This window comes from Mesorhizobium sp. WSM4845 (genome assembly GCF_055811455.1).
In genome coordinates, this window is record NZ_JBVVQA010000005.1 from 90,246 (window position 1) to 114,699 (window position 24,454).

At 62.8% G+C, this 24,454-nt stretch carries 24 protein-coding genes and 1 pseudogene; 12 read left to right on the top strand and 13 right to left on the bottom strand.

Going from position 1 to position 24,454, the window contains the following annotated elements; all coding sequences use genetic code 11:
- Positions 1-10 precede the first annotated feature (10 nt).
- Positions 11-817, bottom strand: coding sequence for an RES family NAD+ phosphorylase (locus AC0L2C_RS07975; RefSeq protein WP_287238077.1), 807 nt, complete (start codon positions 815-817; stop codon positions 11-13).
- The gene (locus AC0L2C_RS07980) at positions 777-1,151 is read right to left on the bottom strand and encodes an MbcA/ParS/Xre antitoxin family protein (RefSeq protein WP_077383976.1); all 375 of its coding nucleotides are present in this window, start codon (positions 1,149-1,151) and stop codon (positions 777-779) included. Before AC0L2C_RS07980 ends, AC0L2C_RS07975 begins: the two co-directional genes overlap by 41 nt.
- A gap of 236 nt (positions 1,152-1,387) precedes the next feature.
- Between AC0L2C_RS07980 and AC0L2C_RS07985 the strand changes: the two genes are divergently transcribed.
- The 4 genes from AC0L2C_RS07985 (at position 1,388) to AC0L2C_RS08000 (ending at position 2,940) form a co-directional block, all read left to right on the top strand.
- Positions 1,388-1,807 (top strand): GFA family protein, encoded by a 420-nt coding sequence (locus AC0L2C_RS07985; protein WP_287238078.1) that lies wholly within the window; start codon positions 1,388-1,390, stop codon positions 1,805-1,807.
- A gap of 95 nt (positions 1,808-1,902) precedes the next feature.
- The gene (locus tag AC0L2C_RS07990) at positions 1,903-2,262 is read left to right on the top strand and encodes a diacylglycerol kinase (protein ID WP_091593617.1); all 360 of its coding nucleotides are present in this window, start codon (positions 1,903-1,905) and stop codon (positions 2,260-2,262) included.
- 97 nt (positions 2,263-2,359) lie between these two features.
- Positions 2,360-2,563, top strand: a complete 204-nt coding sequence (locus AC0L2C_RS07995) for a hypothetical protein (RefSeq protein ID WP_353842960.1) — start codon at positions 2,360-2,362, stop codon at positions 2,561-2,563.
- On the top strand, positions 2,560-2,940 hold the full coding sequence (locus AC0L2C_RS08000; protein ID WP_353842961.1) for a hemerythrin domain-containing protein: 381 nt from the start codon (positions 2,560-2,562) through the stop codon (positions 2,938-2,940). Before AC0L2C_RS07995 ends, AC0L2C_RS08000 begins: the two co-directional genes overlap by 4 nt.
- A 3-nt stretch (positions 2,941-2,943) precedes the next feature.
- Here the strand turns inward: AC0L2C_RS08000 and AC0L2C_RS08005 are convergent, their stop codons facing one another.
- Both AC0L2C_RS08005 and AC0L2C_RS08010 read right to left on the bottom strand, forming a co-directional pair.
- Positions 2,944-3,531 (bottom strand): DedA family protein, encoded by a 588-nt coding sequence (locus AC0L2C_RS08005; RefSeq protein WP_287238079.1) that lies wholly within the window; start codon positions 3,529-3,531, stop codon positions 2,944-2,946.
- Positions 3,528-4,091 (bottom strand): DUF1003 domain-containing protein, encoded by a 564-nt coding sequence (locus tag AC0L2C_RS08010; protein WP_128169008.1) that lies wholly within the window; start codon positions 4,089-4,091, stop codon positions 3,528-3,530. Before AC0L2C_RS08010 ends, AC0L2C_RS08005 begins: the two co-directional genes overlap by 4 nt.
- Positions 4,092-4,179: 88 nt before the next feature.
- On the opposite strand from AC0L2C_RS08010, the gene AC0L2C_RS08015 reads away from it, so the two are divergent.
- The 4 genes and pseudogenes from AC0L2C_RS08015 to gltX all read left to right on the top strand — a co-directional run bounded on the left by AC0L2C_RS08015 (position 4,180) and on the right by gltX (position 10,790).
- A complete protein-coding gene (locus AC0L2C_RS08015) occupies positions 4,180-4,893 on the top strand; it encodes a DNA-3-methyladenine glycosylase I (protein ID WP_287238080.1) in 714 nt (237 codons plus the stop codon).
- A 147-nt stretch (positions 4,894-5,040) separates the two neighbouring features.
- Positions 5,041-6,786, top strand: a complete 1,746-nt coding sequence (locus AC0L2C_RS08020; protein ID WP_473523130.1) for an NAD+ synthase — start codon at positions 5,041-5,043, stop codon at positions 6,784-6,786.
- 522 nt (positions 6,787-7,308) lie between these two features.
- Positions 7,309-9,116 (top strand): annotated as a pseudogene (locus tag AC0L2C_RS08025) (ABC transporter ATP-binding protein).
- Positions 9,117-9,416: 300 nt separating this feature from the next.
- Positions 9,417-10,790 (top strand): glutamate--tRNA ligase, encoded by a 1,374-nt coding sequence (gene gltX / locus AC0L2C_RS08030; RefSeq protein ID WP_473523131.1) that lies wholly within the window; start codon positions 9,417-9,419, stop codon positions 10,788-10,790.
- Here the strand turns inward: gltX and AC0L2C_RS08035 are convergent.
- The 5 genes from AC0L2C_RS08035 to AC0L2C_RS08055 all read right to left on the bottom strand — a co-directional run bounded on the left by AC0L2C_RS08035 (position 10,708) and on the right by AC0L2C_RS08055 (position 15,716).
- On the bottom strand, positions 10,708-11,862 hold the full coding sequence (locus tag AC0L2C_RS08035) for a DUF2865 domain-containing protein (RefSeq protein ID WP_023801112.1): 1,155 nt from the start codon (positions 11,860-11,862) through the stop codon (positions 10,708-10,710). The two genes, gltX and AC0L2C_RS08035, sit on opposite strands and share 83 nt — an antisense overlap.
- A gap of 326 nt (positions 11,863-12,188) precedes the next feature.
- Entirely contained in the window at positions 12,189-14,531 is a 2,343-nt protein-coding gene (locus tag AC0L2C_RS08040) for an NADP-dependent malic enzyme (protein WP_473523132.1), read from the bottom strand.
- 366 nt (positions 14,532-14,897) lie between these two features.
- The gene (locus AC0L2C_RS08045) at positions 14,898-15,272 is read right to left on the bottom strand and encodes a type II toxin-antitoxin system VapC family toxin (protein ID WP_128172347.1); all 375 of its coding nucleotides are present in this window, start codon (positions 15,270-15,272) and stop codon (positions 14,898-14,900) included.
- A complete protein-coding gene (locus AC0L2C_RS08050; RefSeq protein WP_287238085.1) occupies positions 15,272-15,490 on the bottom strand; it encodes an AbrB/MazE/SpoVT family DNA-binding domain-containing protein in 219 nt (72 codons plus the stop codon). Before AC0L2C_RS08050 ends, AC0L2C_RS08045 begins: the two co-directional genes overlap by 1 nt.
- 70 nt (positions 15,491-15,560) lie before the next feature.
- The gene (locus AC0L2C_RS08055) at positions 15,561-15,716 is read right to left on the bottom strand and encodes a hypothetical protein (RefSeq protein WP_287238086.1); all 156 of its coding nucleotides are present in this window, start codon (positions 15,714-15,716) and stop codon (positions 15,561-15,563) included.
- A 73-nt stretch (positions 15,717-15,789) separates the two neighbouring features.
- On the opposite strand from AC0L2C_RS08055, the gene AC0L2C_RS08060 reads away from it, so the two are divergent.
- Positions 15,790-16,629 (top strand): alpha/beta fold hydrolase, encoded by an 840-nt coding sequence (locus AC0L2C_RS08060; RefSeq protein ID WP_473523133.1) that lies wholly within the window; start codon positions 15,790-15,792, stop codon positions 16,627-16,629.
- Positions 16,630-16,815: 186 nt separating this feature from the next.
- On the opposite strand, the gene AC0L2C_RS08065 is transcribed toward AC0L2C_RS08060, so the two are convergent.
- Positions 16,816-17,763 carry a LysR family transcriptional regulator gene (locus AC0L2C_RS08065; protein ID WP_473523134.1) on the bottom strand — a complete coding sequence of 316 codons (948 nt, stop codon included), beginning with the start codon at positions 17,761-17,763 and terminating at the stop codon, positions 16,816-16,818.
- 139 nt (positions 17,764-17,902) lie between these two features.
- On the opposite strand from AC0L2C_RS08065, the gene AC0L2C_RS08070 reads away from it, so the two are divergent.
- A complete protein-coding gene (locus AC0L2C_RS08070) occupies positions 17,903-18,871 on the top strand; it encodes an MBL fold metallo-hydrolase (RefSeq protein WP_128244837.1) in 969 nt (322 codons plus the stop codon).
- 353 nt (positions 18,872-19,224) lie between these two features.
- Here the strand turns inward: AC0L2C_RS08070 and AC0L2C_RS08075 are convergent, their stop codons facing one another.
- Together AC0L2C_RS08075 and AC0L2C_RS08080 are read right to left on the bottom strand one after the other, a co-directional pair.
- Entirely contained in the window at positions 19,225-20,130 is a 906-nt protein-coding gene (locus AC0L2C_RS08075) for an alpha/beta hydrolase (RefSeq protein WP_287238089.1), read from the bottom strand.
- 151 nt (positions 20,131-20,281) lie between these two features.
- On the bottom strand, positions 20,282-21,061 hold the full coding sequence (locus AC0L2C_RS08080) for an SDR family oxidoreductase (RefSeq protein WP_128172353.1): 780 nt from the start codon (positions 21,059-21,061) through the stop codon (positions 20,282-20,284).
- Between the two features lie 119 nt (positions 21,062-21,180).
- Between AC0L2C_RS08080 and AC0L2C_RS08085 the strand changes: the two genes are divergently transcribed.
- Together AC0L2C_RS08085 and AC0L2C_RS08090 are read left to right on the top strand one after the other, a co-directional pair.
- Positions 21,181-22,011 carry a UDP-2,3-diacylglucosamine diphosphatase gene (locus AC0L2C_RS08085; protein WP_473523135.1) on the top strand — a complete coding sequence of 277 codons (831 nt, stop codon included), beginning with the start codon at positions 21,181-21,183 and terminating at the stop codon, positions 22,009-22,011.
- A gap of 237 nt (positions 22,012-22,248) precedes the next feature.
- Entirely contained in the window at positions 22,249-23,466 is a 1,218-nt protein-coding gene (locus AC0L2C_RS08090; RefSeq protein WP_287228588.1) for an MFS transporter, read from the top strand.
- Here AC0L2C_RS08090 and dgcA read toward each other — a convergent pair.
- The gene (gene dgcA, locus AC0L2C_RS08095) at positions 23,437-24,420 is read right to left on the bottom strand and encodes an N-acetyl-D-Glu racemase DgcA (RefSeq protein WP_473523136.1); all 984 of its coding nucleotides are present in this window, start codon (positions 24,418-24,420) and stop codon (positions 23,437-23,439) included. The two genes, AC0L2C_RS08090 and dgcA, sit on opposite strands and share 30 nt — an antisense overlap.
- Between the last annotated feature and the right edge of the window lie 34 nt (positions 24,421-24,454).

Here is a 24,454-nt window from a genome sequence, read left to right on the forward strand (position 1 = left end):
GAGGATCCGGCTAGCGGCCGCGCTCCCAGCGCAGTCCGTTGAGCCGGGGATCGGCGGCAAACGCCGTCCTCGAAAACTCGATCCGGTTTTGCGGGAACTCGCAGATCGCCTGCACGCCGAAGGCGCCCAGCCTGATGCGCCAGGTGTGGGGTTCCAGCGGTTTCGGCTTGGCAAAGCCGCTGCATGCCAGCAGCGCCACATTAGCGCCTTTCGGGTCGCGCACGGAGCGATAGCGGATCGCCTCCAGCCCGGCTTCGCGCGCGACATCGGCAATATTTTGGCAGGCCGCATAGTCGGTCGGGTGCGTCCACGCCGCTGCGTCGCGGTCGAGCGGCGGCCGCGTCAGGTCGATCACCTTTGTGCTGCGTATCGCTGCGGCGAAGGCGGTGTATTCGGCGGCGTCGCGCGGCCACGGCGTAGCCGGCGATTCGGCGAAGAACAGCAGGCGGTAAAAAGCCATCTCAGAGACGGCGGTCATCATGGTTTCCGCCGCATAGTAGACGCCCTTGGTCCTGCCGGCGCGGCGGAAGCGCGAACCGTGCGGATAGATCGAGCCGTAGCGGAAGGGCGTTGCCAGGAGATAATGCAGATGCCGGCATTCCAAGGGGATTTGCGGCTTGGTTTCCTCGATCAGGTCTTCGAGGACGGCCTGCTCGTCGAGCGTGTCAACGACTTTCAATGTCGAGACGCGGTGCTGCGCCTCGACCATGCGCCAGTATTTGCCGTCGAGCCCATACTTGCCATCGAGCCCATACTTGCCACCTCGTTTGGCGGCTTCAGACGAGAGCGCGTCGGGAGTCCAGATAGGCGATGACATCGACAAGCCCTGATATCGTCACGATTTTTTCGAGCGGGGTGCCATCGAAGGCCGTGTTGGCATTCTTCAGCCATGCCCGGGCAACGGTCTCGTCGCCGCCGACAATGGCGTCGAGCGAGCGGAACAGGCGGACGAACAGCACGGCAAGCTCGAACGGCTTGGTTCCACGCTCCAGCAGGAATTCCTGCCTGCGCATGCGCGAAACCGTGGCTTCCGAAACCCCGATGATGGAGGCCAGCATCCTGGCGGTAATGTCCAGCAGGTCGGCGGCGCGCAGCGTCGCCTTAGTCAGCACTGCATTTTCGGCCGTGTTGGCAGCGAGATCGGGTTGCATTGTCGGCAGCGTCTCCTTTCTAATGAAAATATAATGCACAAAAATGCATATGGAAAGATGTTGCTTTAACAATTTGGCGGACCGTCGAGAGGCTGTTGGCGCGGCCTGCCGCTTTCTCCAAACCGTGCTGTGCGGAACACGCCCGTCGAATGTCGCATTCGCTTGAGCACGGCCGCTGCAAAACTGGAATCCTGGCTAGGGACGCCGAGGATCACGGCTGCGTCGGGAGGCCCGAGATGGACAACACACATAGCGGCTCTTGCCTGTGCGGGGCTGTCCGGTTCAAGACGCGAGGGGCCTTGCGCGACGTCATCTATTGCCATTGCTCGCAGTGCCGGAAGCAAAGCGGGCATTTCTACGCTGCAACCAATGTTGCCAATGCAGACATCACGATTATGGGCGCGGAAAGCATCACCTGGTACGAAGCATCTTCGTTTGCCAGGCGCGGTTTCTGCAAGACATGCGGCTCGTTGCTGTTCTGGAACCCGCAGGATGATGAATATGTCTCGGTTCTCGCCGGACTGTTCGACAAGCCCACCGGACTTCAGGGCCAATGCCACATCTTCGTCGGCGACAAGGGCGACTACTACACGATCGACGATGGGCTGCCGCAGTTCGAAAAGTCGACGCCGTCGATCAAGGTCGCCGATGAGTGACAAGCTCGCCGGCAAATGATTTTTGCAGCGATCGCCTTATTCCCTTGATCCGGCCATTGCGCTATCCCCCTGCCGTTGGTTCGGAAAGGTTTGGCATGCAACGGCTGATCGATGCTTTCTACAATTCAGTGCGGGCATTTCGCAAATTGGCTTCCAGCGAAAAAGCCTTCCAGCAGGAGCTGATGCTGCTCGTGCTGGCGCTGCCGCTCGGCTGGTTTGTTTCGGTGTCGTGGCGCGGCTATGCGCTGCTGATCGGCGCGGTGCTGCTGCTGATCATGGTCGAAGTGCTGAACACCGGCATCGAGGCCGCATGCGATGCGTTCAGCCGGGAGTTCAACGTCGATATCCAGCTCGCCAAGGACTGCGGTTCGCTGGCGGTGCTGATTTCGGTGGTGATCGTTGCCGGCGTCTGGGGCATCGCCATCATCGAGCGAATCATGGGGCTACCGATCTAGCCATCAAACCCCTACATGCCGGTCACCACAACCTGATCCCATGATCTGTTCCGAAACCCGGTATCCACTTTCCGGGATCTGGTCTGAGGAGACCGACATGACCGCCGATTCCCTGCTGCTCGAACGCGCAGGCCTGCCGGACGATTTGCGCTGGCTGGCTGAAAAATACCCGCGCGAGGTCTGGCAGGGCCACGCCAATATCCATGGCATCGCCACTATGTGGCTGCAGCGGCACGACATGTTCCGCGAGCTCGGCGGCATGCTGACCAACGGCACTGACGACTATCGCGGGGCCGGCTGACGGCGCCGGAGTTCGCGCGCTGGTTCGCGCCGCGGCTCAATCATTTTCTTGGGCACCTCAACGGCCACCATAATGTCGAGGATATCCATTATTTTCCGGTCTTCGCCAAGGCCGAGACCCGGCTGAAGCGCGGCTTCGAGATTCTCGATGCCGATCATCATACGATCCATGAAGGGCTGGAGCGCAATGCCGAGGCGGCAAACGCTTTCATCCGCACGCTAAGCGAGAGCGAGGACAAGCAGCGCTTTGCCGCCGATGCCTATGCCGACGAGAACAGCCGGCTGATCGCCATGCTGACCCGGCACCTTGCCGACGAGGAAGACCTGATCATCCCGCTGATCCTTGATCGCGGCGACCGGGCGCTCGGCATCGACTGATCCTCACGTCTCCTTGCTGCGCTCCTTCTTGGCAATGGTGTGAGCGATGAACCAGGCGAGGATCGCTGCTGCCAGGCCAATCGCCAGGGCGATCAACAATCGCTCGTGACGGACCAACGCCTGGCCGACGATGCGCTCCGCGCCCAGCCCGAACACATAGCCGACGGTGGTGAACAATCCGGCCCAGACCATCGATGAAATGGCGTTGAGAATGACAAAGCGCGTCACGGCAATGCCGGACAATCCGGCCGCGATGCCGCCGACAAGGCGCAGGCCATAGATAAAGCGGTTCGTCAGCACGAAAATGTCGGGATGGGTGGAAACAAGACGATAGGCGTGGCTGAAACCCGGGCGGCGCTTCAGTTTGACCACGAACGGATGGTCGGCGAAGCTTCGTCCGAGGATAAAGAAACAGCTGTCGCCGGCAAAGGCGCCGATGGCGGCCGCCAGGAACGCCTGCCACAGGACGAAAACATGCTGATGCGCGAAAAAACCGCCGAGGAGGGCGGCACTTTCGCCCTCGGCGACACAGCCCAGAAAGACGGCAATCAGCCCATATTGCTCGATGAGATTGTGGATGGCATCCGTCATGAAGGCGTCCGCTGCTTCGACAGTATCTCGTCGATCCGCTTCACCTGTTCGGCCAGCTGCGCGATCTCGTCGCGCATGCCAACGATCTGGCTGTGGCGCAGTTCGTCCAGCTTCTCATGCAGCGCCATGATCTCGATCTCGGCCTTGAGATTGACCTCGTAGTCGTGGGCGGCGTCGATGCGGTCGCGCTCGGCCTGGCGGTTCTGCGCCATCATGATCACCGGCGCCTGCAGCGCAGCGACCATCGACAGGATAAGGTTGAGGAAGATGAAGGGATAGGGATCGAAGGCGTCGCGCGACAAAAGCCAAGCATTGCCTGACGTCCACAGGATCAGGAAGGCGATGAAGACCAGGATGAAGGACCACGAACCGCCGATCCGGGCGATGGTATCGGCGAGGCGGTCGCCAAACGTCTGGTGAAAAGCGACGGCCTTGTTGGTGTCCTTCGCGATCGTGGTGCGTTCGAGCGTGCTTTGCAGCACCTGGCTCTCGACCTGGCTTAGGCCATCCGGCCTTCGCCGCAGCCAGCGGTTTGCCAGATCTTCGATCGTCTTGTTCATTGTCGCCTCCGTCGCAGCGTCCGCATAGACCTAGAGGCTGCCGGTTCGCGCGGGAAGTGGTAGATTGACGCGACAGGGTGAGGAAACAATGATGGATTTTCAGAAAATCCGCGCCCGCGCGGCCAAACGCAAGGGCGGGGAAGCGGTGCTGGCATCGCTGCTGGGGCCGATGCCCGACAATGCCGCGGTGGCTGACATTAGCGATGACCGCATCCTGTCGACGATGGCCGAGCGTGTTTTTGCCGCCGGTTTCGTCTGGCGCGTCATCGAGCAGAAATGGCCGGGTTTCGAACAAGCGTTTCTCGGCTTCGAGCCGAAGCGGTTGTTGTTCCAGCCTGACGATTTCTGGCACGATCTGACGGCCGACGAGCGCATCGTGCGCAATCCGCAGAAGATCAAGGCGGTTCGCGACAACGCGGCTTTCGTCGAGCTTGTGTCGAAGGAGCACGGCGGCTTTGGCAGGTTCCTCGCCGACTGGCCAGAAGACGACCAGGTTGGACTGATGGCCTATCTCGGCAAGCATGGCAGCCGGCTCGGCGGCAATACCGGCCAGTATTTTTTGAGGTGGCTGGAGTGGGACGCCTTCATCATCTCAAGCGACATGGCGGCCGCACTGCGCGACGCCGGCCTGGACATCGCCGAACACCCGACATCGAAGCGCGATCTCGACAAGATCCAGAACCAGATCAATGCCTGGGCGGCGGACATCGGGCTGCCGCGCCGGCATATTTCGCGCATCCTGGCGATGTCGATCGGCGAAAACCATTCGCCGCAGGCATTGCGCGAATATATGGGCGAATAGGACGCGATCGGTATCCGGCGGTCCGATCGGTCTGACACGAATGACCTGTGTTATTCGGTCTGACACGAATGACCTAGGTCATTCGGTCTGGGGTGGTCCAAGCAAACGCCATTGCCCGGCCAATTCCGTCGCGCTAAGTCAGCAGGCATGACCGACAAGACCGCTTCCGACATATTGCGCATCGCCGTCGCCCAGCTCAATCCAACGGTTGGCGATGTCGCCGGCAATCTCGCCAAGGCGCGCGAGGCGAGGGCGGATGCCGCTCGCCAGGGCGCCGACATCGTGCTGTTCACCGAGCTTTTCCTTGCTGGGTATCCGCCCGAAGACCTGGTGCTGAAGCCGGCGTTCCTGAAGGCCTGCGAGCGGGCGGCGCAGGATTTCGCTGGCGACACTGCCGATGGCGGGCCGGGCGTCATCATCGGCACGCCGCTGAAGCGCAAGAGCGGCACGCACAATTCGATCATCTTTGCCGATGGCGGCAAGATCCTTGCCGAGCGCTACAAGCTCGATCTGCCGAACTACGGCGAATTCGACGAGAAGCGCGTCTTCCAGGCCGGCCCTGAAATCCAGGGGCCGGTCAATTTCCGCGGCGTGCGCCTGGGGATTCCGATCTGCGAAGATATTTGGGGCGATGTCGGCGTCTGCGAGACGCTGGCCGAAAGCGGTGCTGAAATCCTGCTGGTGCCGAACGGCTCGCCCTATTATCGCGGCAAGGTCGATGTTCGCCACCAGATTGTCATCCGCCAGGTCATCGAATGCGGGTTGCCGATCATCTACGCCAATCAGCTTGGCGGCCAGGACGAACTGATCTTCGACGGCGCGTCGTTTGCCATCGGCGCCGACAAGACGCTGGCCTTCCAGATGAGCCAGTTCGAGGAAACGGTCAACGTCACCACCTGGAAGCGCAACCGCGCCGCCGCAGGCGCGCAAAATAGAAATAACGCCGCCGCAGGCGCGCAACTTGGAAATGGTCCTGATGGCTGGGTCTGCTCCGAAGGACCGATGTCGAAAATCCCGGAAAAGGAGGAGGCCGATTACCGCGCCTGCATGCTGGGCCTGCGCGACTACGTCAACAAGAACGGTTTCAGGAATGTCGTGCTCGGTCTTTCCGGCGGCATCGATTCGGCGATCTGCGCCGCACTTGCCGTCGATGCGCTCGGCGAGGAGCGGCTGCGCGCCGTGATGATGCCTTACCGCTACACCTCGAAGGACTCGCTCAAAGACGCCGAGGATTGCGCCCGCGCGCTCGGCTGCCGTTACGACATCGTGCCGATCTTCGAGCCGGTCGAGGGATTCCTGCATACGCTGACGCAGCTTTTCGAGGGAACCAAGGAAGGCATCACCGAAGAAAACCTGCAGAGCCGCGCGCGCGGCACCATTTTGATGGCGATCTCCAACAAGTTCGGCTCGATGGTGGTGACCACCGGCAACAAGAGCGAGATGTCGGTCGGCTACGCCACGCTCTACGGCGACATGAATGGCGGCTTCAACCCGATAAAAGACCTCTACAAGATGCAGGTCTATGCGCTTGCGCGCTGGCGCAATACGCATGTGCCGCCGGGTGCGCTGGGCCCATCCGGCGAGGTGATCCCGAACAACATCATCGACAAGGCGCCGTCGGCGGAACTGCGCGAGAACCAGACGGATCAGGATTCGCTGCCGCCCTATCCGGTGCTGGACGACATATTGGAGTGTCTGGTCGAGAACGAGATGGGTGTCGACGAAATCGTCACCCGCGGCCACGACCGGGCAACGGTGACGCGCATCGAGCACCTGCTCTACATTGCCGAATACAAGCGCCGGCAGGCAGCGCCGGGCGTGAAGATCACCAAAAAGAATTTCGGCCGCGACCGCCGTTATCCCATCACCAACCGGTTCAGGGACGGCGGATAGATCGCCGTTTTTTGCTCCTGTGAAAATGGCTGCCGCGAGGAAGTGCACAACCCGCGATTGTTGCAAAATCGCCTCACCAGTTGGACCAGATGCGCTTTCGGCAACCTGCTGGCTTGGCGCGGCGTAGACGCGTCTCTATAACGGCGTCTCCGCGATCCCTACGCATCGGCCTGAAAATCGGAATCGATTTTCAGAAAGCACGATGCGCAGATTCAAGAAGTTAGAGCGTACTTCGTGCGTCCGAATGGACGCACGTCGCTCTAATGGGAGGACCGAATGCCAGGATTTGACATCGTTATGCGAGGCCGCGAAGCCTAGGTCTCAGAGGGCGCGCCGGAAGGTTTTTCAGCTTCACGGCCGGGCAATCTGACAGCAGGCATTCGTCGATGCCGGTCGCCGCCCGTATTCGGGCGAGCCGCCAATATGCCGAACCTCCCGCATTCCTGGGCACTAATTCGCCCAACGCGGTTTTCTCAACTTCGACCTTACCGGGACCGGGCTCGTTTGCGCCCGAATGACATCATGGCTCGTTTTCAGATCGATTTGCGCGCCGGCGCCTTTCGCAGCGTCCTTGGCTTCACGCTCAGTCATTGGCGGCGCCAGCCGTGGCGGCTTTCGCTCATCATGGGCACATTTTCCTGCTGTCGACCTTGGCCGACGTGCTGACGCCGCTCTATTCCGGCCGGCTGGTCGACGCCGTCGCCAGCAGTGCTGCGGCCGACGATGTCGCCTGGGACGCGGCGATGGCGGCCTTTTCGATGCTGGTGGCGCTGGCGCTCACCGGTGTCGTGCTGCGCAACCTCGCCTTCATGGCCATCGTCGAATTGACCCTGAAGATGGTGGCGGATATCGCCGCCGACGCCTTCCACCGGGTCCAGCGTTTCTCCACCGACTGGCACGCCAACAGCTTCGCCGGATCGACCGTGCGCAAGATAACCCGTGGCATGTGGGCGCTCGACCTGCTCAACGACACGATCCTGATCGCGCTGCTGCCGTCCGTCGTCATGCTCGTCGGCTCGACGCTGCTGCTCGGCTGGTTCTGGCCGCTGATGGGTGCTGTCGTCGCCGCAGGCTCGGTGCTGTTCATCGCGGTGACGGCGCTGCTGTCGCTTGGCTATGTCGCGCCCGCGGCAAGGCTTGCCAATGCTTGGGACACGCGCCTTGGCGGCTCTCTGGCCGATGCGGTGAGCTGCAACGCCGTGGTCAAGGGCTTTGGCGCCGAGGAACGCGAGGAAACACGCCTCGCCAAGGTCGTCGCCAGATGGCGCGCCCGCACGCGCCGCACCTGGGTGCGCGGCACCATCAACGGCACCACGCAAGGATCGATGCTGCTGCTTCTGCGAACAGCGGTGATCGGATTTTCGCTGCTTTTGTGGGCGTGGGGGCAGGCGAGCGCCGGCGATGTCACCTTCGTGCTGACCTCGTTCTTCGTGCTGCAAGGCTATCTGCGCGATATCGGCACGCACATCCGCAATTTGCAGCGCTCGATCAACGACATGGAGGAACTGGTCGACTTCCAGTTCGAGCCGCTCGGCATCGAGGATGTGCCCGGCGCCAGGCCGATCCGCATCACCGACGGCCGCATCAGCTTCGACAACGTCACCTTCCATTATGGCAGCCACCGACTGCCGCTGTATCGCGACTTTTCGGTGGACATCGCGCCGGGCGAGCGCGTCGGGCTGGTCGGCCATTCGGGTTCGGGCAAGACGACCTTCGTCAAGCTGATCCAGCGGCTTTACGACGTGAACGCGGGAACGATCCTGATCGACGGCCAGGATATTTCCGGGGTGGCGCAGGCGTCGCTGCGCGGGCAGATCGCTATCGTCCAGCAGGAGCCGATCCTGTTCCACCGGTCGCTGGCCGAAAACATCGCCTATGCCCGGCCGAGCGCGACGCAGGCCGAGATTGAGCGTGCCGCACGGCTGGCAAGCGCGCACGACTTCATCATCGATCTGCCGAAAGGCTATGGCACGCTGGTCGGCGAGCGCGGCGTGAAACTATCGGGCGGCGAGCGCCAGCGGGTGGCGATCGCGAGGGCTTTCCTCGCCGATGCGCGGATCCTCATTCTGGACGAGGCGACGTCGAGCCTCGATTCGGAATCGGAGGTGCTGATCCAGCAGGCGATGGAGCGGTTGATGGTCGGCCGCACGACGCTGGTCATCGCGCACCGGCTTTCGACGGTGCGAGCGCTTGACAGGCTTCTGGTGTTCGATCGCGGCCGCATCGTCGAGGAGGGCTCGCATGATCAGCTGATCCGGCTGCAAGGCGGCATCTACCGCCGGCTGTTCGAGCGCCAGGCGCTCGAATTGACCAAGGGGCTGGCGATCTGACGACTTGCAGCGCCGCGCGCGTCCAACAACTTTGAATCTGCGCATCGTGCTTTCCGCAAATCGGTTCCGATTTTCGGGCCGATGCGTTAGAGCGACGTGCGTCCACTTGGACGCACAAAGTACGCTCTAACAACTTTGAATCTGCGCATCGTGCTTTCCGAAGATCGGTTCCGATTTTCGGGCCGATGCGCTAAACGCGCGGCGCTGCCGCCTTTTCATCGCCTTCGTCATGTCTTATGTCTGCGGCCAAGCGCGGGGGCGTGTCTTGTCAACAGCAAAACCATCCGGTACGCCCCATTCATGACAGTTACCGTCCGTTTCGCCCCATCACCCACCGGCCGCATTCATATCGGCAATGCGCGCACTGCGCTGTTCAACTGGCTGTTCGCCATGAACAACAAGGGCCGCTTCATCCAGCGCTTCGACGACACCGACGTCGCACGCTCGACGCAGGAATTCTCCGACGCCATCCTCTACGACCTGCATTGGCTTGGCATCTTTCCCGACGCCACGGAATACCAGTCACGGCGCTTCGAGATCTACGATGCGGCGGTGGAGAAATTAAAGGCGGCGCGCCTTCTCTATGCCTGCTACGAAACACCGGAAGAGCTTGATCTCAGGCGCAAGGTGCGCCGCACACGCGGCCTGCCGCCGGTCTACAGCCGCGAGGCGCTGACGCTGACGGCCGAGCAGGTCGCCGAATACCAAGCCGATGGCCGCCGGCCGCATTGGCGCTTTCTGCTGCCCAATTTCACCAGCGATCCGCTGCAGCCGGAGCGCACCGAAATCCACTGGAACGATCTGGTGCGCGGCGAGGAAACCGTCGACCTAGCCTCGCTTTCCGACCCGGTTCTCATGCGCGAGGACGGCACCTATCTCTATACTCTGCCTTCGGTGGTCGACGACATCGAGATGGGGATCAGCCATGTCATCCGCGGCGACGACCACGTCACCAATACCGGCGTGCAGTTGGCCTTGTTCCAGGCGCTGGGTGCCGAGCCGCCGGTGTTCGGCCACCACAATCTGTTGACCACCGCATCGGGCGAGGGCCTGTCGAAGCGGAGCGGCGGGCTGTCCATCGAAAGCCTGCGCGAGACCGGCATCGAGCCGATGGCGGTCGCCTCGCTGGCGGTGCTCGTCGGCACCTCGGAAAACGTCGCCGCCGTGCAGACGATGGCTGAGCTTGCCGAGCGATTCGATCCGGCGGCGACATCGAAATCCCCGGCCAAATTCGATCCGGACGAGCTTTTCGTGCTCAATCGCACGCTGCTGCACCATATGCCGTTTTCCGAGGCGCGCGACCGGCTGATCGTGCTCGGCATTTCCGGCGAACAGGCGGAGCCGTTCTGGCTGGCGGTGCGCGGCAATCTCGACAGGTTGGCCGACGCCGCAATCTGGTGGCGCACACTTCGCGACGGCCCGCAGGAGCAGCCGGACTTTTCCGACCCCGACCGCGAGTTCCTTCGCCAGGCGTTCGACCTTTTGCCGGAAGACCCCTGGAACGGGTCGGTCTGGAACGAGTGGACCGGCAGGATCAGGGAAGCAACCGGCCGCAAGGGCAAAGCGCTGTTCACGCCGCTCAGGCTGGCGCTTACGGGCCAGCCCTCGGGACCCGAGCTTGCAGATCTGTTGCCGCTGCTGGGTCGGGAAGGAACGTTGGCCCGACGACCCTGACCTTGCGCTGTTCCGGCGGCGGCAAGGTCGTCGGCGAGGGTTTTGCGGCACGGGGCTCGATGGCTTCGAGCCGGCCTTCGCCATTGGCCAAACTCGCGGGGTCGGCGGGGTCAGGCTGTTCCGGGCCTGGCGGGTTGCCGGCAATGATCTCGAAATTTCGCGCGGCGTTGCAGCCGCAGGCCGGCGGACGCGCGGGCTGCTTGTAGAGATAGGCGGTCGGCAGCTCGCTGTAGGGCCTGCCGGTTACCGAAGACGTCATGCCGCCCGAGTCGTCGCCAAAGCCGCGCGCATAAAACACCTGCATCTCGGTGCCGGGGCAACTCGAATCGCAGTTCTTCTGGTCGCGCTCGAAATCGCCCAGCGAGGCGGCGTTCGACATCGGGAAGAAATAGCCGTCGCAGGTGCGCACGCACATGGTGCGGAATTCGCCGTGCGGCTGGCCCATGTCGTCGCCATTATCGAGCATAGTGCGGATGTCGCGCGGACCCATGGCTTGATCGGGCTCTTCAGGCCGGTCGGACGCGCCGGGTCCAATTGCGTCGCTGCCCAAAAGCTGGTCGAGCAAGTTTTTCTCGCCGGTTCCACGGCTGGCGTCGCGGCCCGGTGCCGGCTTTGGCGGCGCCGCATCATCGCGGCAGCCATTGGCGTCGAGCGAAGCCAATATGCGTGCGCGATTGCGGTGCGAGCCGTCGCCGGCGAGTTCAGCGCGCGTGGCTTGCAAGCCGTCGAGATTGGCTGCCATGCGATCGATGGTGGCGTCGAGTGTGGCGCATGCGTTGGCGTTGCGGCGCGACAGCGAAAAGCCGCAGCCGGCGCGGCTGGATTGGCTGACGGCCTTTGAAATCTGCTGGCGCTGCCGCACGATTGCATCGTCATATTTCCTGAGCAGGGCTGGCTTGGTGCCGCCACCGCGCGAAGCGGCCGCGAGATCGGCTTCCAGCTGCCGGCAAACACCGGAGGCGGCCTGCAGTTCGGTGGCGGCAAAGGCTGATAGCGCCAGGGCACCGAGCAGCGCTGCGGCACGCGTCAGTTTTAGCGGTTTCTCGCCCCGGGCGTTGGTGCTGCCCCTCACCTGCCTGCCGGCATCCTCTCCCCCTATAGGGACGGGGAGAGGGGCGCTTTTGTCACCGGTTTCGCTAATCACCAGCGTCGCAGTAAGGAAGCCGAGACTGCGGCCAGCCCCCTTCTCCCCGTTACTATACGGGGAGAAGTACCCGGTCCACCCTCCGCAGCTGCAGCGCAGCTGCTGCGGAGGACGGGCAGGGCGATGAGGGGCGGCGCCGCCTTTGACAGTTGATGCGGCGGCATGCGTCAGCTTCCACCTCGCGCCCATCCGGAACTCCGCTTGCCTCGTCGGTTGCGAAGGTTACCGCGTCTGCGGTTAACTGTTCATTTAGCTTACCGCGAAAGGCCGGTTTCGCCCAGACTTACGACCGCCTGCGCCTTGTGGGCCGCTTCGACCACCGCGAGCGCCGTCATGTTGACGACGCCGCGTGACGTCACCGACGGCGTCAATATATGCGCCGGCCTGTCGGTGCCGAGCAGGATCGGGCCGACATGCAGCGCGTCCATCATCGCGCGCAGCGCAGTGAGCGTGATGTTGGCCGAATCGAGATTGGGGAAGACCAGCAGATTGGCTTCGCCCTTCAGCCGCGAATGCGGATAGACGCGCTGGCGCAGCGGCTCCGACAGAGCCGAGTCGGCATGCATCTCGCCGTCGCATTGCAGGTCCGGCGCGATGCGCGCCAGGATCGCCGCTGCCTGCCGCATCTTGAGCGCGCTTGGCGAATCGCGCGAGCCGAAATCCGAATGCGACAGCAGGGCGGCCTTGGGCTCGATGCCGAAGCGCTGGATTTCCTCGGCCGCCAGCACCGTCATCTCGGCGATCTCCTCGGCGGTCGGATCGACGGTGACATGGGTGTCGGTGAGGAAAATGATGCCGCGCTGCGAGATCAGCATCGAAAGCGTCGACAGGTCGTGATCCTTGATGCCGGCGCGCGGGCCGATGATCAGGGTGACATTGCGCAAATGCCGCTCGAACCGTCCTTCCAGGCCGCAGACCATGGCGTCGGCGTCGCCACGCTTGAGGGCAAGTGCGGCGATCACCGTGTTGTCGGTGCGCACCATGGTGCGCGCGGCCTCCGTCGTCACGCCACGCCGGCCGGCGAGCTCGATCAAAAGGTCGACATAGTGGCGATAACGCGGATCGTCCTCGGGATTGATCAGGCCGAAATCGACGCCCGGCTTGATGCGCAGCCCGTAGCGTTTCAGCCTGACTTCGATGACATGCGGACGGCCGATCAGGATCGGCTCGGCGATGCCTTCCTCCAGCACTACCTGGGCGGCGCGCAGCACGCGCTCGTCCTCGCCGTCGGCATAGATGACGCGCTTGGCGCTCGACGTCTTGGCCATCGTGAACACCGGCTTCATGACCAGGCCGGAGCGGAAGACGAAGCGGTTGAGCGTGTCGATATAGGCGGCAAAATCGGTGATCGGCCGTGTCGCGACGCCGGTGTCGCAGGCTGCCCTGGCCACCGCCGGCGCGATGCGCAGGATCAGCCTGGGATCGAACGGCGAGGGGATCAGGAAATCGGGCCCGAAGATCGGCGTTTCGCCGGAATAGGCGCGGGCGGCGACGTCAGACGGTTCCTCGCGGGCAAGGGCTGCGATCGCCCGCACCGCAGCCATCTTCATCTCTTCGTTGATGGCGCTGGCGCCGCAGTCCAGGGCGCCGCGGAAAATGTAAGGAAAACAAAGCACGTTGTTGACCTGGTTGGGAAAATCGGAACGGCCGGTGCAGATCATGGCGTCTGGTCGCGCCGCCCGCGCCGCTTCCGGCATTATCTCGGGGTTGGGGTTGGCCAAGGCCAGGATCAGCGGTTTTGGCGCCATGTGCTGGAGCAATTCCGGTTTCAGCACGCCGGCGGCCGAAAGGCCCAGGAACACGTCGGCGCCCGGCAGCACATCGGCCAGCGTGCGCGCCTCGGTGTCCTTCACATAGGGGTCCTTCCAGCGGTCCATTTCGTCGACGCGGCCCTTGTAGGCGACGCCGAAACGGTCGGTGACCCAGATGTTTTCGATGCGCGCGCCGAGCAAAACCAGCAAGTTGAGGCAGGCGAGGGCCGCTGCCCCGGCGCCGGAGGTGACGATCTTGATGTCGGAGATCGTCTTGCCGGCAAATTCCAGCCCGTTGAGCACGGCGGCGGCGACGATGATCGCGGTGCCGTGCTGGTCGTCGTGGAAGACCGGTATGGCCATGCGCGCCTTCAGCCGTTCCTCGACCTCAAAGCATTCGGGCGCCTTGATGTCCTCGAGGTTGATGCCGCCGAAGGTCGGCTCCAGCGCCGAGATCGTCTCGACCATCCGCTCGATGTCAGGCGCGTCGATCTCGATGTCGAAGACGTCGATGCCGGCGAATTTCTTGAACAGCACCGCCTTGCCTTCCATCACCGGCTTGGAGGCCAGCGGGCCGATATTGCCAAGGCCGAGCACCGCCGTACCATTGGAGACGACGCCAACCAGATTGGCCCGCGCCGTGTAGTCGGCGGCGGCTGCCGGATTGTCGCGGATTTCCAGACAGGGCGCCGCGACGCCCGGCGAATAGGCAAGCGCCAGATCGCGCTGGTTGCCGAGCGGCTTTGTCGCCTGGATTTCCAGCTTTCCAGGGCGTGGATGCTTGTGGAAATAGAGTGCGGCTTCGTCGAGGTCCGACCGGGCTGCTTTTTTGTTTTCGCCTTGCATGCCGGCCGCTCCTCAGTCCAGTCCGTTTGCTGTTTTGAGTCTCTTAGCATGCAGCCGAGGCTTTTCGAGAGGTGATATGTCGCAAAGTGCGGCCTTTGGCTTCGCATAGCGTCCCGCTGCGTGGTCCCATCGAAATGCTGGACGCGGGGCGGCGCGGTGCGGCGAGCTACGCCGACATCCCAGTTTGAATGTCTGCAACGGGTGGAAAACGACCTTCACGCGCGAGCCGCATCGAATACGAGCGCGCTTCTGTTCGCTTGGGCGGAGGAGAAAATTCTACGTCTTGACCGACGTGCCGAGTTTTCACACGCCCTCGGTCGTGAACTGCCGGAGCCGACATCACCCCGCGGCCCAACAATGTCAGCGTTAGATCATTTCGATGAGGGTGACGACTGGCAGGCTCTCGAAATGCTTGTCGCAAGTCAGGAGCGTCGCGTCATGCGCCCGAGCGGTCGCGAAAATGATCGCATCTGCGGTCGCCAATTTGTGCTTCCGGCAGGCTTCGGCGGCCGCTAGGGCGATTTCCGTGTCAAGCGGGACCACCGTACAGACCTGCGTAAAGGCGATGGTCTGATCGGCTTTGTCTTCGCCTACTTCGCGAGTGAGCCATTTTGCGAGTTCCAACTGCACAATGGTCGGAACGAGCCAGTCGGCTCGCTCGGGCAGATGCTCTGCCACCTGCTCTCCAGTCGGAGAGCCTATCAGCCATTCGATCCAAGCCGAGGTATCGACGAGCACCATCAGAAACGGTCCGACCGGTCGCGAAATTCCGTCGCCGAAGCGCCCTTCGCCAGCCCCTTCAGCGCTTCCCGCTTCGGCACAGGGACGAGTAGCACGCCCGTTCCCTTCGGGATGAAGGCCAAGGTCAAACCCGCTTCCCAATGCTGGGCGGTCCGGATCGCCTTGGGGATCGATATCTGGAACTTCGAGGACAGGGTTGCAGTCTCGGGCATTATCATACCCTCACTTGATCGATGCGCCAAACGTAAGACGCAATGAGGGCCAATGCAAGGAGCTTACGGCAGCCGTCTAGTCTCGGATTTCGAGACAGGGCACCGCCACGCCGGGCGAATAGGCGAGCGCCAGGTCGCGCTGGTTGCCGAGCGGCTTTGTCGCCTGGATTTCAAGCTTTCCAGGGCGTGGATGCTTGTGGAAATAAAGGGCGGCTGCGTCGAGGTTTAGCATGCAGCGCTGGTTTTTCACGATGCCAAATGACGCAACCGCCAGTTTGGGGGGATGGATCGTGGAAAACCCTACCATGTCAGATTGTTGCGCTGAAATCCTCACCTGCCTCGTCGCGGCCGGCGCGGATGTCATCGAGCGCGTCGCGCGGCCGGGCGTGTCCAGTCGCGGGCGGTCACTCACGTCTGAACGAGCCTCAAGCAGTTTCCAGACGCTATCGACAATCGTGGCGGGTATTTCCGCAGCGGTCGACGGCATCGCGAAATGGAGCGACGTTTCGAGGATCAGCCTCGTCGGCTGGGCCACCGGCGGGCATTGGGCCGGCGCCTATGCCAGCCGGTTTCCGCAGACGGTCGATCGGCTCATCCTCTACAACACCCTGTATGGAGGCTCAAACCAGCATCCCACTCTTGGCACCGGCTCGCTGCTCGAAAATCCGGATCGGCCCGGGACGTTCAATGTCCATGCGTTCGGCGGTTATCGGCTGAATACACGTCCGAGCCTGTTCACCGCCTGGGACGACAGCATCCCGGTCGCGGACAAGGCTCAGTGGCGCGATCCCGCGGTGGCCGCGGCCTATGGTGATGCGGCACTCGCCTCCGACGAGACGGCGTCGACGCGCCAGCCGCCGAGTTTCCGGTCACCGAGCGGCGCCATGGCCGACAGCTTCGAACTCGCGTTCGATCGCCGGCAATGGTCGGCGGCGGCGCTCACCATGCCGGTGCTCGTCATCCGTTCCGGACGGGATTTCTGGAGCCGACCGGAGGATGCGATGGCAATTGTGGACGAAGCACCAAAAGCGGAACGCCTAAACATCCCGGACGCTACCCACTTCGTGCATCTCGACCGCGAGGCCGCAGGGCGCGGTGTGTTCCTCGGCGCCGTGAAGCGGTTTCTCGATCGGCAGGAGGAATGACCATGAAGGGCAGTTCATGTGTCCTGCGGGAGCAGTAGCCGCAACGGTCGACCGCCTCCAGGCTTTGCGGCTGCCGTCCACCCGACAGCTACTCACTGCGCGGTTGCGGGGCTACGCCTATCTCCGCCGCGCCACATCTCGACTCCCCCGTCTCCGCCATTTCCCTGCGCGTACAAACGTCAGACTTCACTGGGCCGGCGCCGTTTCCTTGGATGTACATGCTTTTTTGTCATCGATGAACGCACCCATCGCGGCGAGGTGATCGGCGAAGCCGGCAACGAACCGCCTGACCTTCAACGGAATGAAGCGGTTCGATGGATAGACCGCATGCACATGGTGCGGCGCATAGTGCCAGTCCGGCAGCACATGTTCGAGCAAGCCTTCGGCGATGAGCGGATCGAGTATCACCCTGTGCCCGAGGCCGATGCCGACGCCGGACAGCAACGCCTGATGATTGAGCAGCGAATTGTCGGAGCGCATGGCCGGCCGGATTCGCACCTCGGCCTTTTCGCCGCCCGGGCCGGTGAGCGGCACGACATCGCGCTTCCTGATGTGGGCGTAAAGCAGATAATCATGGTCGGCTATATCTTCCGGGCGTCGCGGCCGGCCCCTGCGGTCGAGATACTCTGGCGTCGCCGCAAGGCAGCGCCCGATCACGCCGAGCTTGCGCACGATCAGCCGGTCGTCATCGATGGTCCCCATACGGATCGCCACGTCGAGCCCCTCTGCGATCACATCGACGAAACTGTCGGTCAGCGCCACGTCGAGCAACAGTTCCGGATAGGCGCGCTTGAACTCGATCAAGTAGCTGCCAAGCACACCTGCGCCGAAGCTGGCCGGCGCGCCGACGGCAAGACGTCCGCACATCTTCGATTCGAGGCAGCCGACGCTGCGGTCCGCCTCCTCGAGGCGCTCGATGATGTCGCGGGCGCGCTCCAGATAACGCCGGCCGGCTTCCGTCGGCGAAACATGACGAGTCGTACGGTCAAAGAGCCGGACCCCTAGACGCTTTTCCAGTGCGCGGATCTGCTGGCTGACGGCCGGCTGGCTCAAGCCCAACTCGCGCGCTGCCGCCGAGAAGCTGGCGGTATCGCAGGCGCGTACGAAGCTGGTCAGCTCGGTCAAGCGGTCCATGATGGCAACTCTCCGTCGTGATTAATAAACAAGAGTAATAAGACATATAAGCAATCGGCAAGTTCAAAAAGCTGAGCCTATGACATAGACCCGCCTTGCTCCGCCTGGAGCTCTAGATCCCCAAACTGGAGACGATGCAATGCCGCTTTCCCGCCGTCATTTTCTCGCCGGTGCCGGCCTAACCGGCGGCACTCTCCTAGCCAATGTATCCGTTCCGGCGGTGGCCCGAGCGCCGCTGGTCGACGCCGCAACGCTTGGCGCGCTGCGCCGCAACGTGGGATCGGTCCAGGTTACGGCGCTACTAGATGGCTATATCGACATTGGTTCCGAGCTGGTCATCGGGCTCGCTGAGGCCGATGCGGAGCGGCTGGCTGAGGCCAGCTTCCAGAAGCCCGGACCGCGCCGCGCACCGGTCAATGCCTATCTCATCAATCTGGGCGACCGTCTGGTGCTCGTCGACGCCGGTACGTCGGACAGCATGGGCCCGTCACTCGGCCGACTCCCGGCCGCTATCGAGGCGGCCGGCGTCTCTCCGGACCAGATCGATACATTGCTGATTACCCACATGCATCCCGACCATATCAACGGCGTGCTGACTCCCGCCGGCCAGGCGCTGTTTCCCAATGCCGAACTCGTCGTCACCGCCACCGACTACGCCTTCTGGCACGACGATGCGAACATGAACCAGGCGCCGGACGAAGCGAAGCCGTTCTTCATCGGGGCACGCAAGGCTGCCGCCGCTTATGCGGATCGCCTGCGGCAAGTGGACGGCGAGCGCGAGGCGCTCGGCTCGATCCGCACCGTGCCGCTGCCCGGCCACACTCCGGGCCATGCCGGCTTCATCGTGGAATCGGACGGTGAGGCGCTGTTCATCTGGGGCGATGTCGTGCACATGGCGACCTACCAGTTCGCGCGCCCGGATTGGAGCATCGCCTTCGATGTCGATTCCAAGCTGGCTGCCGAAACGCGCAAGCGGACCCTCGACCGGGTCGCTGCCGACCGGATGCTGATCGCCGGCATGCATTTGCCGTTCCCCGGCATCGGCCATGTGGCGCGCGATGGCGACGCCTATCGCTTCGTGCCGGACGAATGGCCCTATGCACTGTAGCGGCGGCCGGCGCGGGAAGGGGCCATCATAGCCCCGCTGCTCAACACCACACCCGCCCCCTCGCCAGCGCAGCCGATGTCTTTGAGACTTCGGACGATAAATCGGCTCCTTATGGTCTGGCACGGCACCTGCAACGCCTGCGTTCAGAGCCGTCACTTCCTGACAAGAACGGCCGAGATGGATCGCCTCCCGGCGTTCCCAGCGGGTACCAAGCGTTAGGTACCAAAACGCGCTGACGTAGAGGCCGCCACCGCCCAGTGTGATGTCTACAACGGGTGCAGCCTGCGGAATGCTGTCATTCGTCTCGTCGATTGGGCACGAGAAAGTGGCGCCAGCAGATGCCTCACCCAGGGTTATAAATATTCGCGCACAAACACACCCGCGCTGTGAAGAGTGCGGCGACCGGCACTCAATCCTGCATTCCAAACCGGCCAAGCGTGAATCATATACGGCCAAATTTCGAGACGTACTTTGACGTCAGCCGCGCCAGCGGCTTCCGCGAGCCGAGTTGCGTCCGACAACAGCGCCTCGGCCGAACCGACTTGTATCAGCATTGGGGGAAATCCGCCCAGATCGGCGAACAACGGCGAGATCAGGGGATCGCGCCGACCAACGCCATGGGGAACATAGGCGGTGGCCAGTTCCTCCAAATACGCCCGGTGGATGATAGGGTCGATCGCGTCCTTAGTTGATAGTGTCGCGCCGGACATCGAAAGGTCCGTCCAGGGCGAGACCAGCCAAAGACATCGCGGCAACCGCTCCCCTGCCGCGCGCAATATATTGACCAAGCACAGGGTGAGGTTGCCGCCCGCACTGTCTCCGCCAACCACGATGCGGTCCGGCGCGATCCCTTGCCGGCTCAGAAAGCGCCATGCGGTAAGTGCGTCTTCATGTTGCGCAGGGAAAGGATGTTCCGGTGCGCGTCGATAGTCGATCGCGAGGGTGCGCATTCCCATTGCTCGACCTGCCTCGGTGACCATTCGACGATGACTTTGGAGAGAGCCGGAGCAGTAGCCACCACCGTGGAAGAAGAGCAGAACCTTATCCCTGTCACTCTCAGGCGCTAGCGACCACTCTCCCTCAAGGCCGTCGAGAACCGCATCCTCGCATCGGATGTCGTCCGCAATCGGCCACACCGAACCAACCTCGTCGAGCCGCGCCCGGCGTTCGTCCCAGTCCACCGGTCGTGGCTTTGACGCCAACAACCTGCGGACGGCGTTGATCTCCGTCAGATCGAGGTGTTCGTCCACATCGCTCATTTTGCTTCCCTAGCCTCATCAAGCCTAGAAAACCGGCGGACAGCAACAGCCAAACGTCATCCATAAAGTGCCAATGCCAGCGCTTGGAATTTTTCGTTAGAATCAGAAAAACACCCTTTTTCTCGCAGTTGCCAGCGGGAAGCGTTAGGCGCTAAAACGCGCTGACGTAGAGGCCGCCATCGACCGGGATGTTCTGCCCGGTCAGGTAGCCGGCGTGAACCGAGCACAGGAAGGCGCAAATCTGGCCGAATTCCTCCGGCGTGCCGAGCCGCTTGGCCGGAACGTTGACTGCTGCCTGGGTCTTGCGTGCGGCGGCGGCTGCCGGATCTTCCGGGGTGCCGGCTTCATGCGGGGGACGCAGCCGGTCGGTGTCGAGCTTGCCCGGCAGCATGTTGTTGATCGTCACATTGCGGTCGATCACCGTCCGCGCGACGCCGGCCAGGAACGAAGTCAGTCCGGCGCGCGCGCCGGACGACAGATCGAGGCCTGGAATGGGAACATAGACCGACAGCGAGGTGATGTTGACGATGCGGCCGAAGCCGCGCTCGGCCATGCCGTCGATGACAGCCTGAACCAGTTCGACCGGGGTCACCATGTTCTGGGTGACGCCTTCGAGGATCTTTTCGCGGTCGAGCTCGCGGAAATCGCGAAGCGGCGGTCCGCCATTGTTGTTGACGAGGATATCGGGATCGGGGCAGGCGGCAAGCAGCGCCTTCTGCACCTCGGGCTTCGACACGTCGCCGACGATCTCGGTCACCTCAACGCCGAATCTTTCGCGCAGTTCGGCGGCGGTCTTGGCCAGTTGGTCGGCGTTGCGCCCGTTGACGACCAGATCACAGCCCGCTTCGGCCAGCGCCATGGCGCAACCGCGCCCAAGGCCTTTGCTCGAAGCACAGACGATGGCCTTTTTTCCGCGAATACCGAGATCCATGGCGATTTCTCCTCTGATTTGGGTCGCAACCTACTCTTGGGGCTGGACCAATCGCAACCGTCATACGGTTGTTGCATGAATCGAGGCATAGCCTGTTCGGAAGCAACGGTGAGAATCCAATGCCTGGCGCAGAGCCCCGCACATTCCGCAGCATGTTCATCTCCGACGTCCATCTCGGATCGAAGGCGGCGAAGGCCGAGTTCCTGATCGATTTCCTGCGCCATCACGACGCCGATATCATCTGTCTCGTCGGCGACATCGTCGACGGCTGGCGGCTCAGACGGAACTGGCACTGGCCGCAAAGCCACAATGACGTCGTCCAGAACTTGCTGCGCAAGGCGCGCAAGGGCGCCAGCATCACCTACATCGCCGGCAATCACGACGAATTCGCGCGCCAGTTCCAGGGCGTGCATTTCGGCGGCATCGTCGTCGCCGACCGCGTCGTCCACGAGACTGCCAACGGCAAACGCTTTCTCGTCATCCATGGCGACCAGTTCGACACCGTCGTCCACAATGCGCGCTGGCTGGCCTATCTCGGCGACTACGCCTATGATGCGGCGATGCTGGTCAACCGCGTGGTGACGCGGCTTCGCCAGCTGCTTGGCCTGCCTTACTGGTCGTTTTCGTCCTGGGCCAAGGTCAACGTCAAGAAGGCGGTGAATTTCATCGGCTCGTTCCAGACCATGCTGACCGAGGAAGCGCGCCGCTCGCATGTCGACGGCGTGATCTGCGGCCACATCCACCATGCCGCGATCGAAAATTATGAGGACGTGCAATACATCAACACCGGTGACTGGGTGGAGAGCTGCACCGCAGTGGTCGAGCATTTCGACGGCCAGATGGAGATCCTGCACTGGGCGCACGTCCTGCCGGAGGCTCCGGTCGGCGGCGAAGTGCTGGTGCCGATCGACATCGTCGCCATCAAGGGCAGGGCAGTCCAGGCTGCCTGACGCGATGATGCGTTCATGCATGTCGCGCAAAAGCATGCCCTCGGGCCTGACACGAGGGTGTGCAGCGGTTTTGCGATAACGACATACATAAAACAAGAACCTAAAGCGCGTCGCATGAGGCGGTCAAACGCGACGCGCTTTAGCGCAGCGGTTTCATCGCTTTTTTTGCCATGTTATGGGATCGGCGTGCGTTGGCTGGCCGGCCGGTCGAATGCTGCGCCGACGGATTGCCTGCTGATGTCCTCCCTGCCGCCGCTTTTACTCGAACAACTCGTCAAGCCGCGTCAGTTCGAGCTGCGCATGGGCCTGATCTTCTTCACGCTTTTCGTGCCGCTCGGGATACATTTGCCGTACTTTCCGCTGTGGCTGCAGGCAAACGGTTTTGATGCCGAGCAGATAGCGATCATTCTCGCGGCACCGATGTTCCTGCGCGTGGTGACGACGCCATGGCTTACGGCACTGGCCGACAGGGCGAGCGACCGCGCCCATGTCTATGTCGCGCTGACGGCCGCATCGCTGGCGCTGTCCGCCGGTTATTTCCTGACGCCGACCTATGCCATGGTGCTGGCCGTTTCGCTGGCGCTCACCGTCGCCTGGACGCCGCATTCGCCGATCGCCGATTCGCTGGCGCTGTCGGGGGTGCGCCGCTTCGGCTCGAATTATGCCAACATGCGCAAATGGGGATCGATCTCCTATCTGTGCGCAAATCTTGCCGGCGGTTTTATCCTGTCGGCGACCGGCGCCCAGGCAGTTCCGGTGATCATCTTCGTGGCGTTTGGCGCCGCACTTGTCGTCGCACTGATCGCGCCGCGGCTCGGCCGTCCCCGCCGTGCCTCGCCGCTTTCGGCTGCCGACATCCAGCAGTCGGCGCCAAAACTCCTCAACGGCTATTTCCTGTATTTCTCCGTCGGCGTCGGCGTCATCACCGCCAGCCACGCGTTTTTCTACGGCTTCGTCTCGATCTACTGGAAATCGATCGGCATCGGCGACTCTGTGGTCGGGCTGCTTTGGGGTTGGGGTGTCCTGGCCGAGATCGGCATGTTCATGATCTTTACTCGGGTTTTCGGTTCCTTCTCGGTCGTATCGATCATGGTGATGGCGGGAATAGGCGCGATCGTGCGCTGGATAGCCTTTCCCTTGATCTGGCCGCTTGGCCTTGGCGTAGGTGGGTTTTTCGCAGTCCAGACGCTGCACGCGGTCTCGGTGGCGCTGGTGCTGATCGGCCTGCAGAAAATGATCGGTGAGACGGTCGCGGAGGAACGCACCGGGGCCGCGCAAGGCATCGCCTATTTCTCCAACGGCTTTTTCACCGCTGTGGTGACACTCCTGTGCGGCCCGCTTTACGACCGCTTCGGCGTCGACGGCTTTTTTGCCATGATCCCGATCGCCCTGGTCGGCCTTGTGCTGATCGGGCTTGCGGCGCGTTCAGCCCCACAGCACCGGATCGGGCGGTGACACCAGCGAACCTTGGTAGACAAGGCCAGGCGCACGGTCGCGGGCCAGCAGCAGTGGACCGTCGAGATCGACGAAATCGGCATCCTGGGCCAACAGCACCGCCGGCGCCATGGCCAATGACGTGCCGACCATGCAGCCGACCATGACGCCAAAACCCAGTTCGCGGGCGCGATCGCGAAGGACGAGGGCAGCGGTCAAGCCGCCCGACTTGTCGAGCTTGATGTTGACCGCATCGTAAAGGCCGACAAGCCAGGCAAGGTCTTTAGCCTCATGCAGGCTTTCATCGGCGCAGATCGGCACCGGATGGGCGATGTTGCGAAGGATGCCATCACGGCCCGCCGGCAGCGGCTGTTCGATCAGCGCGATGCCGTGCTCGGCGGCAAAGGCCAGGTTTGCAACGATGTTGTCGTCGCTCCAGCCCTCATTGGCGTCCAGGATGATGCGACTCGCCGGTGCCGCCTCCCTGACCGCGCGGATGCGGGCCATGTCGTTGTCGCCGCCGATCTTGACCTTGAGAAGCGGGCGCAGGGCATTGGCGCGGGCCTGGGCTGCCATGGCTTCGGGCTCGCCGAGCGACAGCGTGTAAGCCGTTTCGAGCGCCCTCGGCGGCGCCGTGCAGATGCTGGAAGCCACCGGCTTGCCTGCGATCTTCGCCTCCAGGTCCCATAGCGCGCAGTCGACGGCGTTGCGCGCCGCGCCCGCCGGCATGGCGTCGAGCAGCGCGGCCCGGCTGATGCCGTCGTGAACCTGCTCCCGCATCGCCTCGATCGCATCGCGCACAGCCTCGATGGTTTCGCCATAGCGTTTGTAGGGGACGCATTCGCCGCGCCCGCTCTGGCCGTCCTCGCTGATCGTCACTGTGACGACCTCGGCTTCGGTTTTCGAACCGCGCGAGATGGTGAAGGTCCCGGCGATGGCAAAGCGCTCGGACTCGACCGAAATGACACGCGCCATATTTTTCTGCTCCGGCTGTGCGACAACAAGCTTG

What these genes read in the sequence shown, in the direction of transcription:
- AC0L2C_RS08020 (WP_473523130.1), top strand. Translation starts at nt 5,041, where the DNA reads ATGACCGACAAGACCGCTTCCGACATATTGCGCATCGCCGTCGCCCAG.
- AC0L2C_RS08075 (WP_287238089.1), bottom strand. Translation starts at nt 20,130, where the DNA reads ATGAGCGATGTGGACGAACACCTCGATCTGACGGAGATCAACGCCGTC.
- AC0L2C_RS07975 (WP_287238077.1), bottom strand. Translation starts at nt 817, where the DNA reads ATGTCATCGCCTATCTGGACTCCCGACGCGCTCTCGTCTGAAGCCGCC.
- AC0L2C_RS07985 (WP_287238078.1), top strand. Translation starts at nt 1,388, where the DNA reads ATGGACAACACACATAGCGGCTCTTGCCTGTGCGGGGCTGTCCGGTTC.
- AC0L2C_RS08070 (WP_128244837.1), top strand. Translation starts at nt 17,903, where the DNA reads ATGCCGCTTTCCCGCCGTCATTTTCTCGCCGGTGCCGGCCTAACCGGC.
- AC0L2C_RS08080 (WP_128172353.1), bottom strand. Translation starts at nt 21,061, where the DNA reads ATGGATCTCGGTATTCGCGGAAAAAAGGCCATCGTCTGTGCTTCGAGC.
- AC0L2C_RS08065 (WP_473523134.1), bottom strand. Translation starts at nt 17,763, where the DNA reads ATGGACCGCTTGACCGAGCTGACCAGCTTCGTACGCGCCTGCGATACC.
- AC0L2C_RS08060 (WP_473523133.1), top strand. Translation starts at nt 15,790, where the DNA reads ATGTCAGATTGTTGCGCTGAAATCCTCACCTGCCTCGTCGCGGCCGGC.
- AC0L2C_RS08015 (WP_287238080.1), top strand. Translation starts at nt 4,180, where the DNA reads ATGATGGATTTTCAGAAAATCCGCGCCCGCGCGGCCAAACGCAAGGGC.
- dgcA (WP_473523136.1), bottom strand. Translation starts at nt 24,420, where the DNA reads ATGGCGCGTGTCATTTCGGTCGAGTCCGAGCGCTTTGCCATCGCCGGG.
- AC0L2C_RS08045 (WP_128172347.1), bottom strand. Translation starts at nt 15,272, where the DNA reads ATGGTGCTCGTCGATACCTCGGCTTGGATCGAATGGCTGATAGGCTCT.
- AC0L2C_RS08085 (WP_473523135.1), top strand. Translation starts at nt 21,181, where the DNA reads ATGCCTGGCGCAGAGCCCCGCACATTCCGCAGCATGTTCATCTCCGAC.
- AC0L2C_RS07990 (WP_091593617.1), top strand. Translation starts at nt 1,903, where the DNA reads ATGCAACGGCTGATCGATGCTTTCTACAATTCAGTGCGGGCATTTCGC.
- AC0L2C_RS07995 (WP_353842960.1), top strand. Translation starts at nt 2,360, where the DNA reads ATGACCGCCGATTCCCTGCTGCTCGAACGCGCAGGCCTGCCGGACGAT.
- gltX (WP_473523131.1), top strand. Translation starts at nt 9,417, where the DNA reads ATGACAGTTACCGTCCGTTTCGCCCCATCACCCACCGGCCGCATTCAT.
- AC0L2C_RS08040 (WP_473523132.1), bottom strand. Translation starts at nt 14,531, where the DNA reads ATGCAAGGCGAAAACAAAAAAGCAGCCCGGTCGGACCTCGACGAAGCC.
- AC0L2C_RS08010 (WP_128169008.1), bottom strand. Translation starts at nt 4,091, where the DNA reads ATGAACAAGACGATCGAAGATCTGGCAAACCGCTGGCTGCGGCGAAGG.
- AC0L2C_RS08005 (WP_287238079.1), bottom strand. Translation starts at nt 3,531, where the DNA reads ATGACGGATGCCATCCACAATCTCATCGAGCAATATGGGCTGATTGCC.
- AC0L2C_RS08055 (WP_287238086.1), bottom strand. Translation starts at nt 15,716, where the DNA reads ATGCTAAACCTCGACGCAGCCGCCCTTTATTTCCACAAGCATCCACGC.
- AC0L2C_RS08090 (WP_287228588.1), top strand. Translation starts at nt 22,249, where the DNA reads ATGTCCTCCCTGCCGCCGCTTTTACTCGAACAACTCGTCAAGCCGCGT.
- AC0L2C_RS07980 (WP_077383976.1), bottom strand. Translation starts at nt 1,151, where the DNA reads ATGCAACCCGATCTCGCTGCCAACACGGCCGAAAATGCAGTGCTGACT.
- AC0L2C_RS08050 (WP_287238085.1), bottom strand. Translation starts at nt 15,490, where the DNA reads ATGATAATGCCCGAGACTGCAACCCTGTCCTCGAAGTTCCAGATATCG.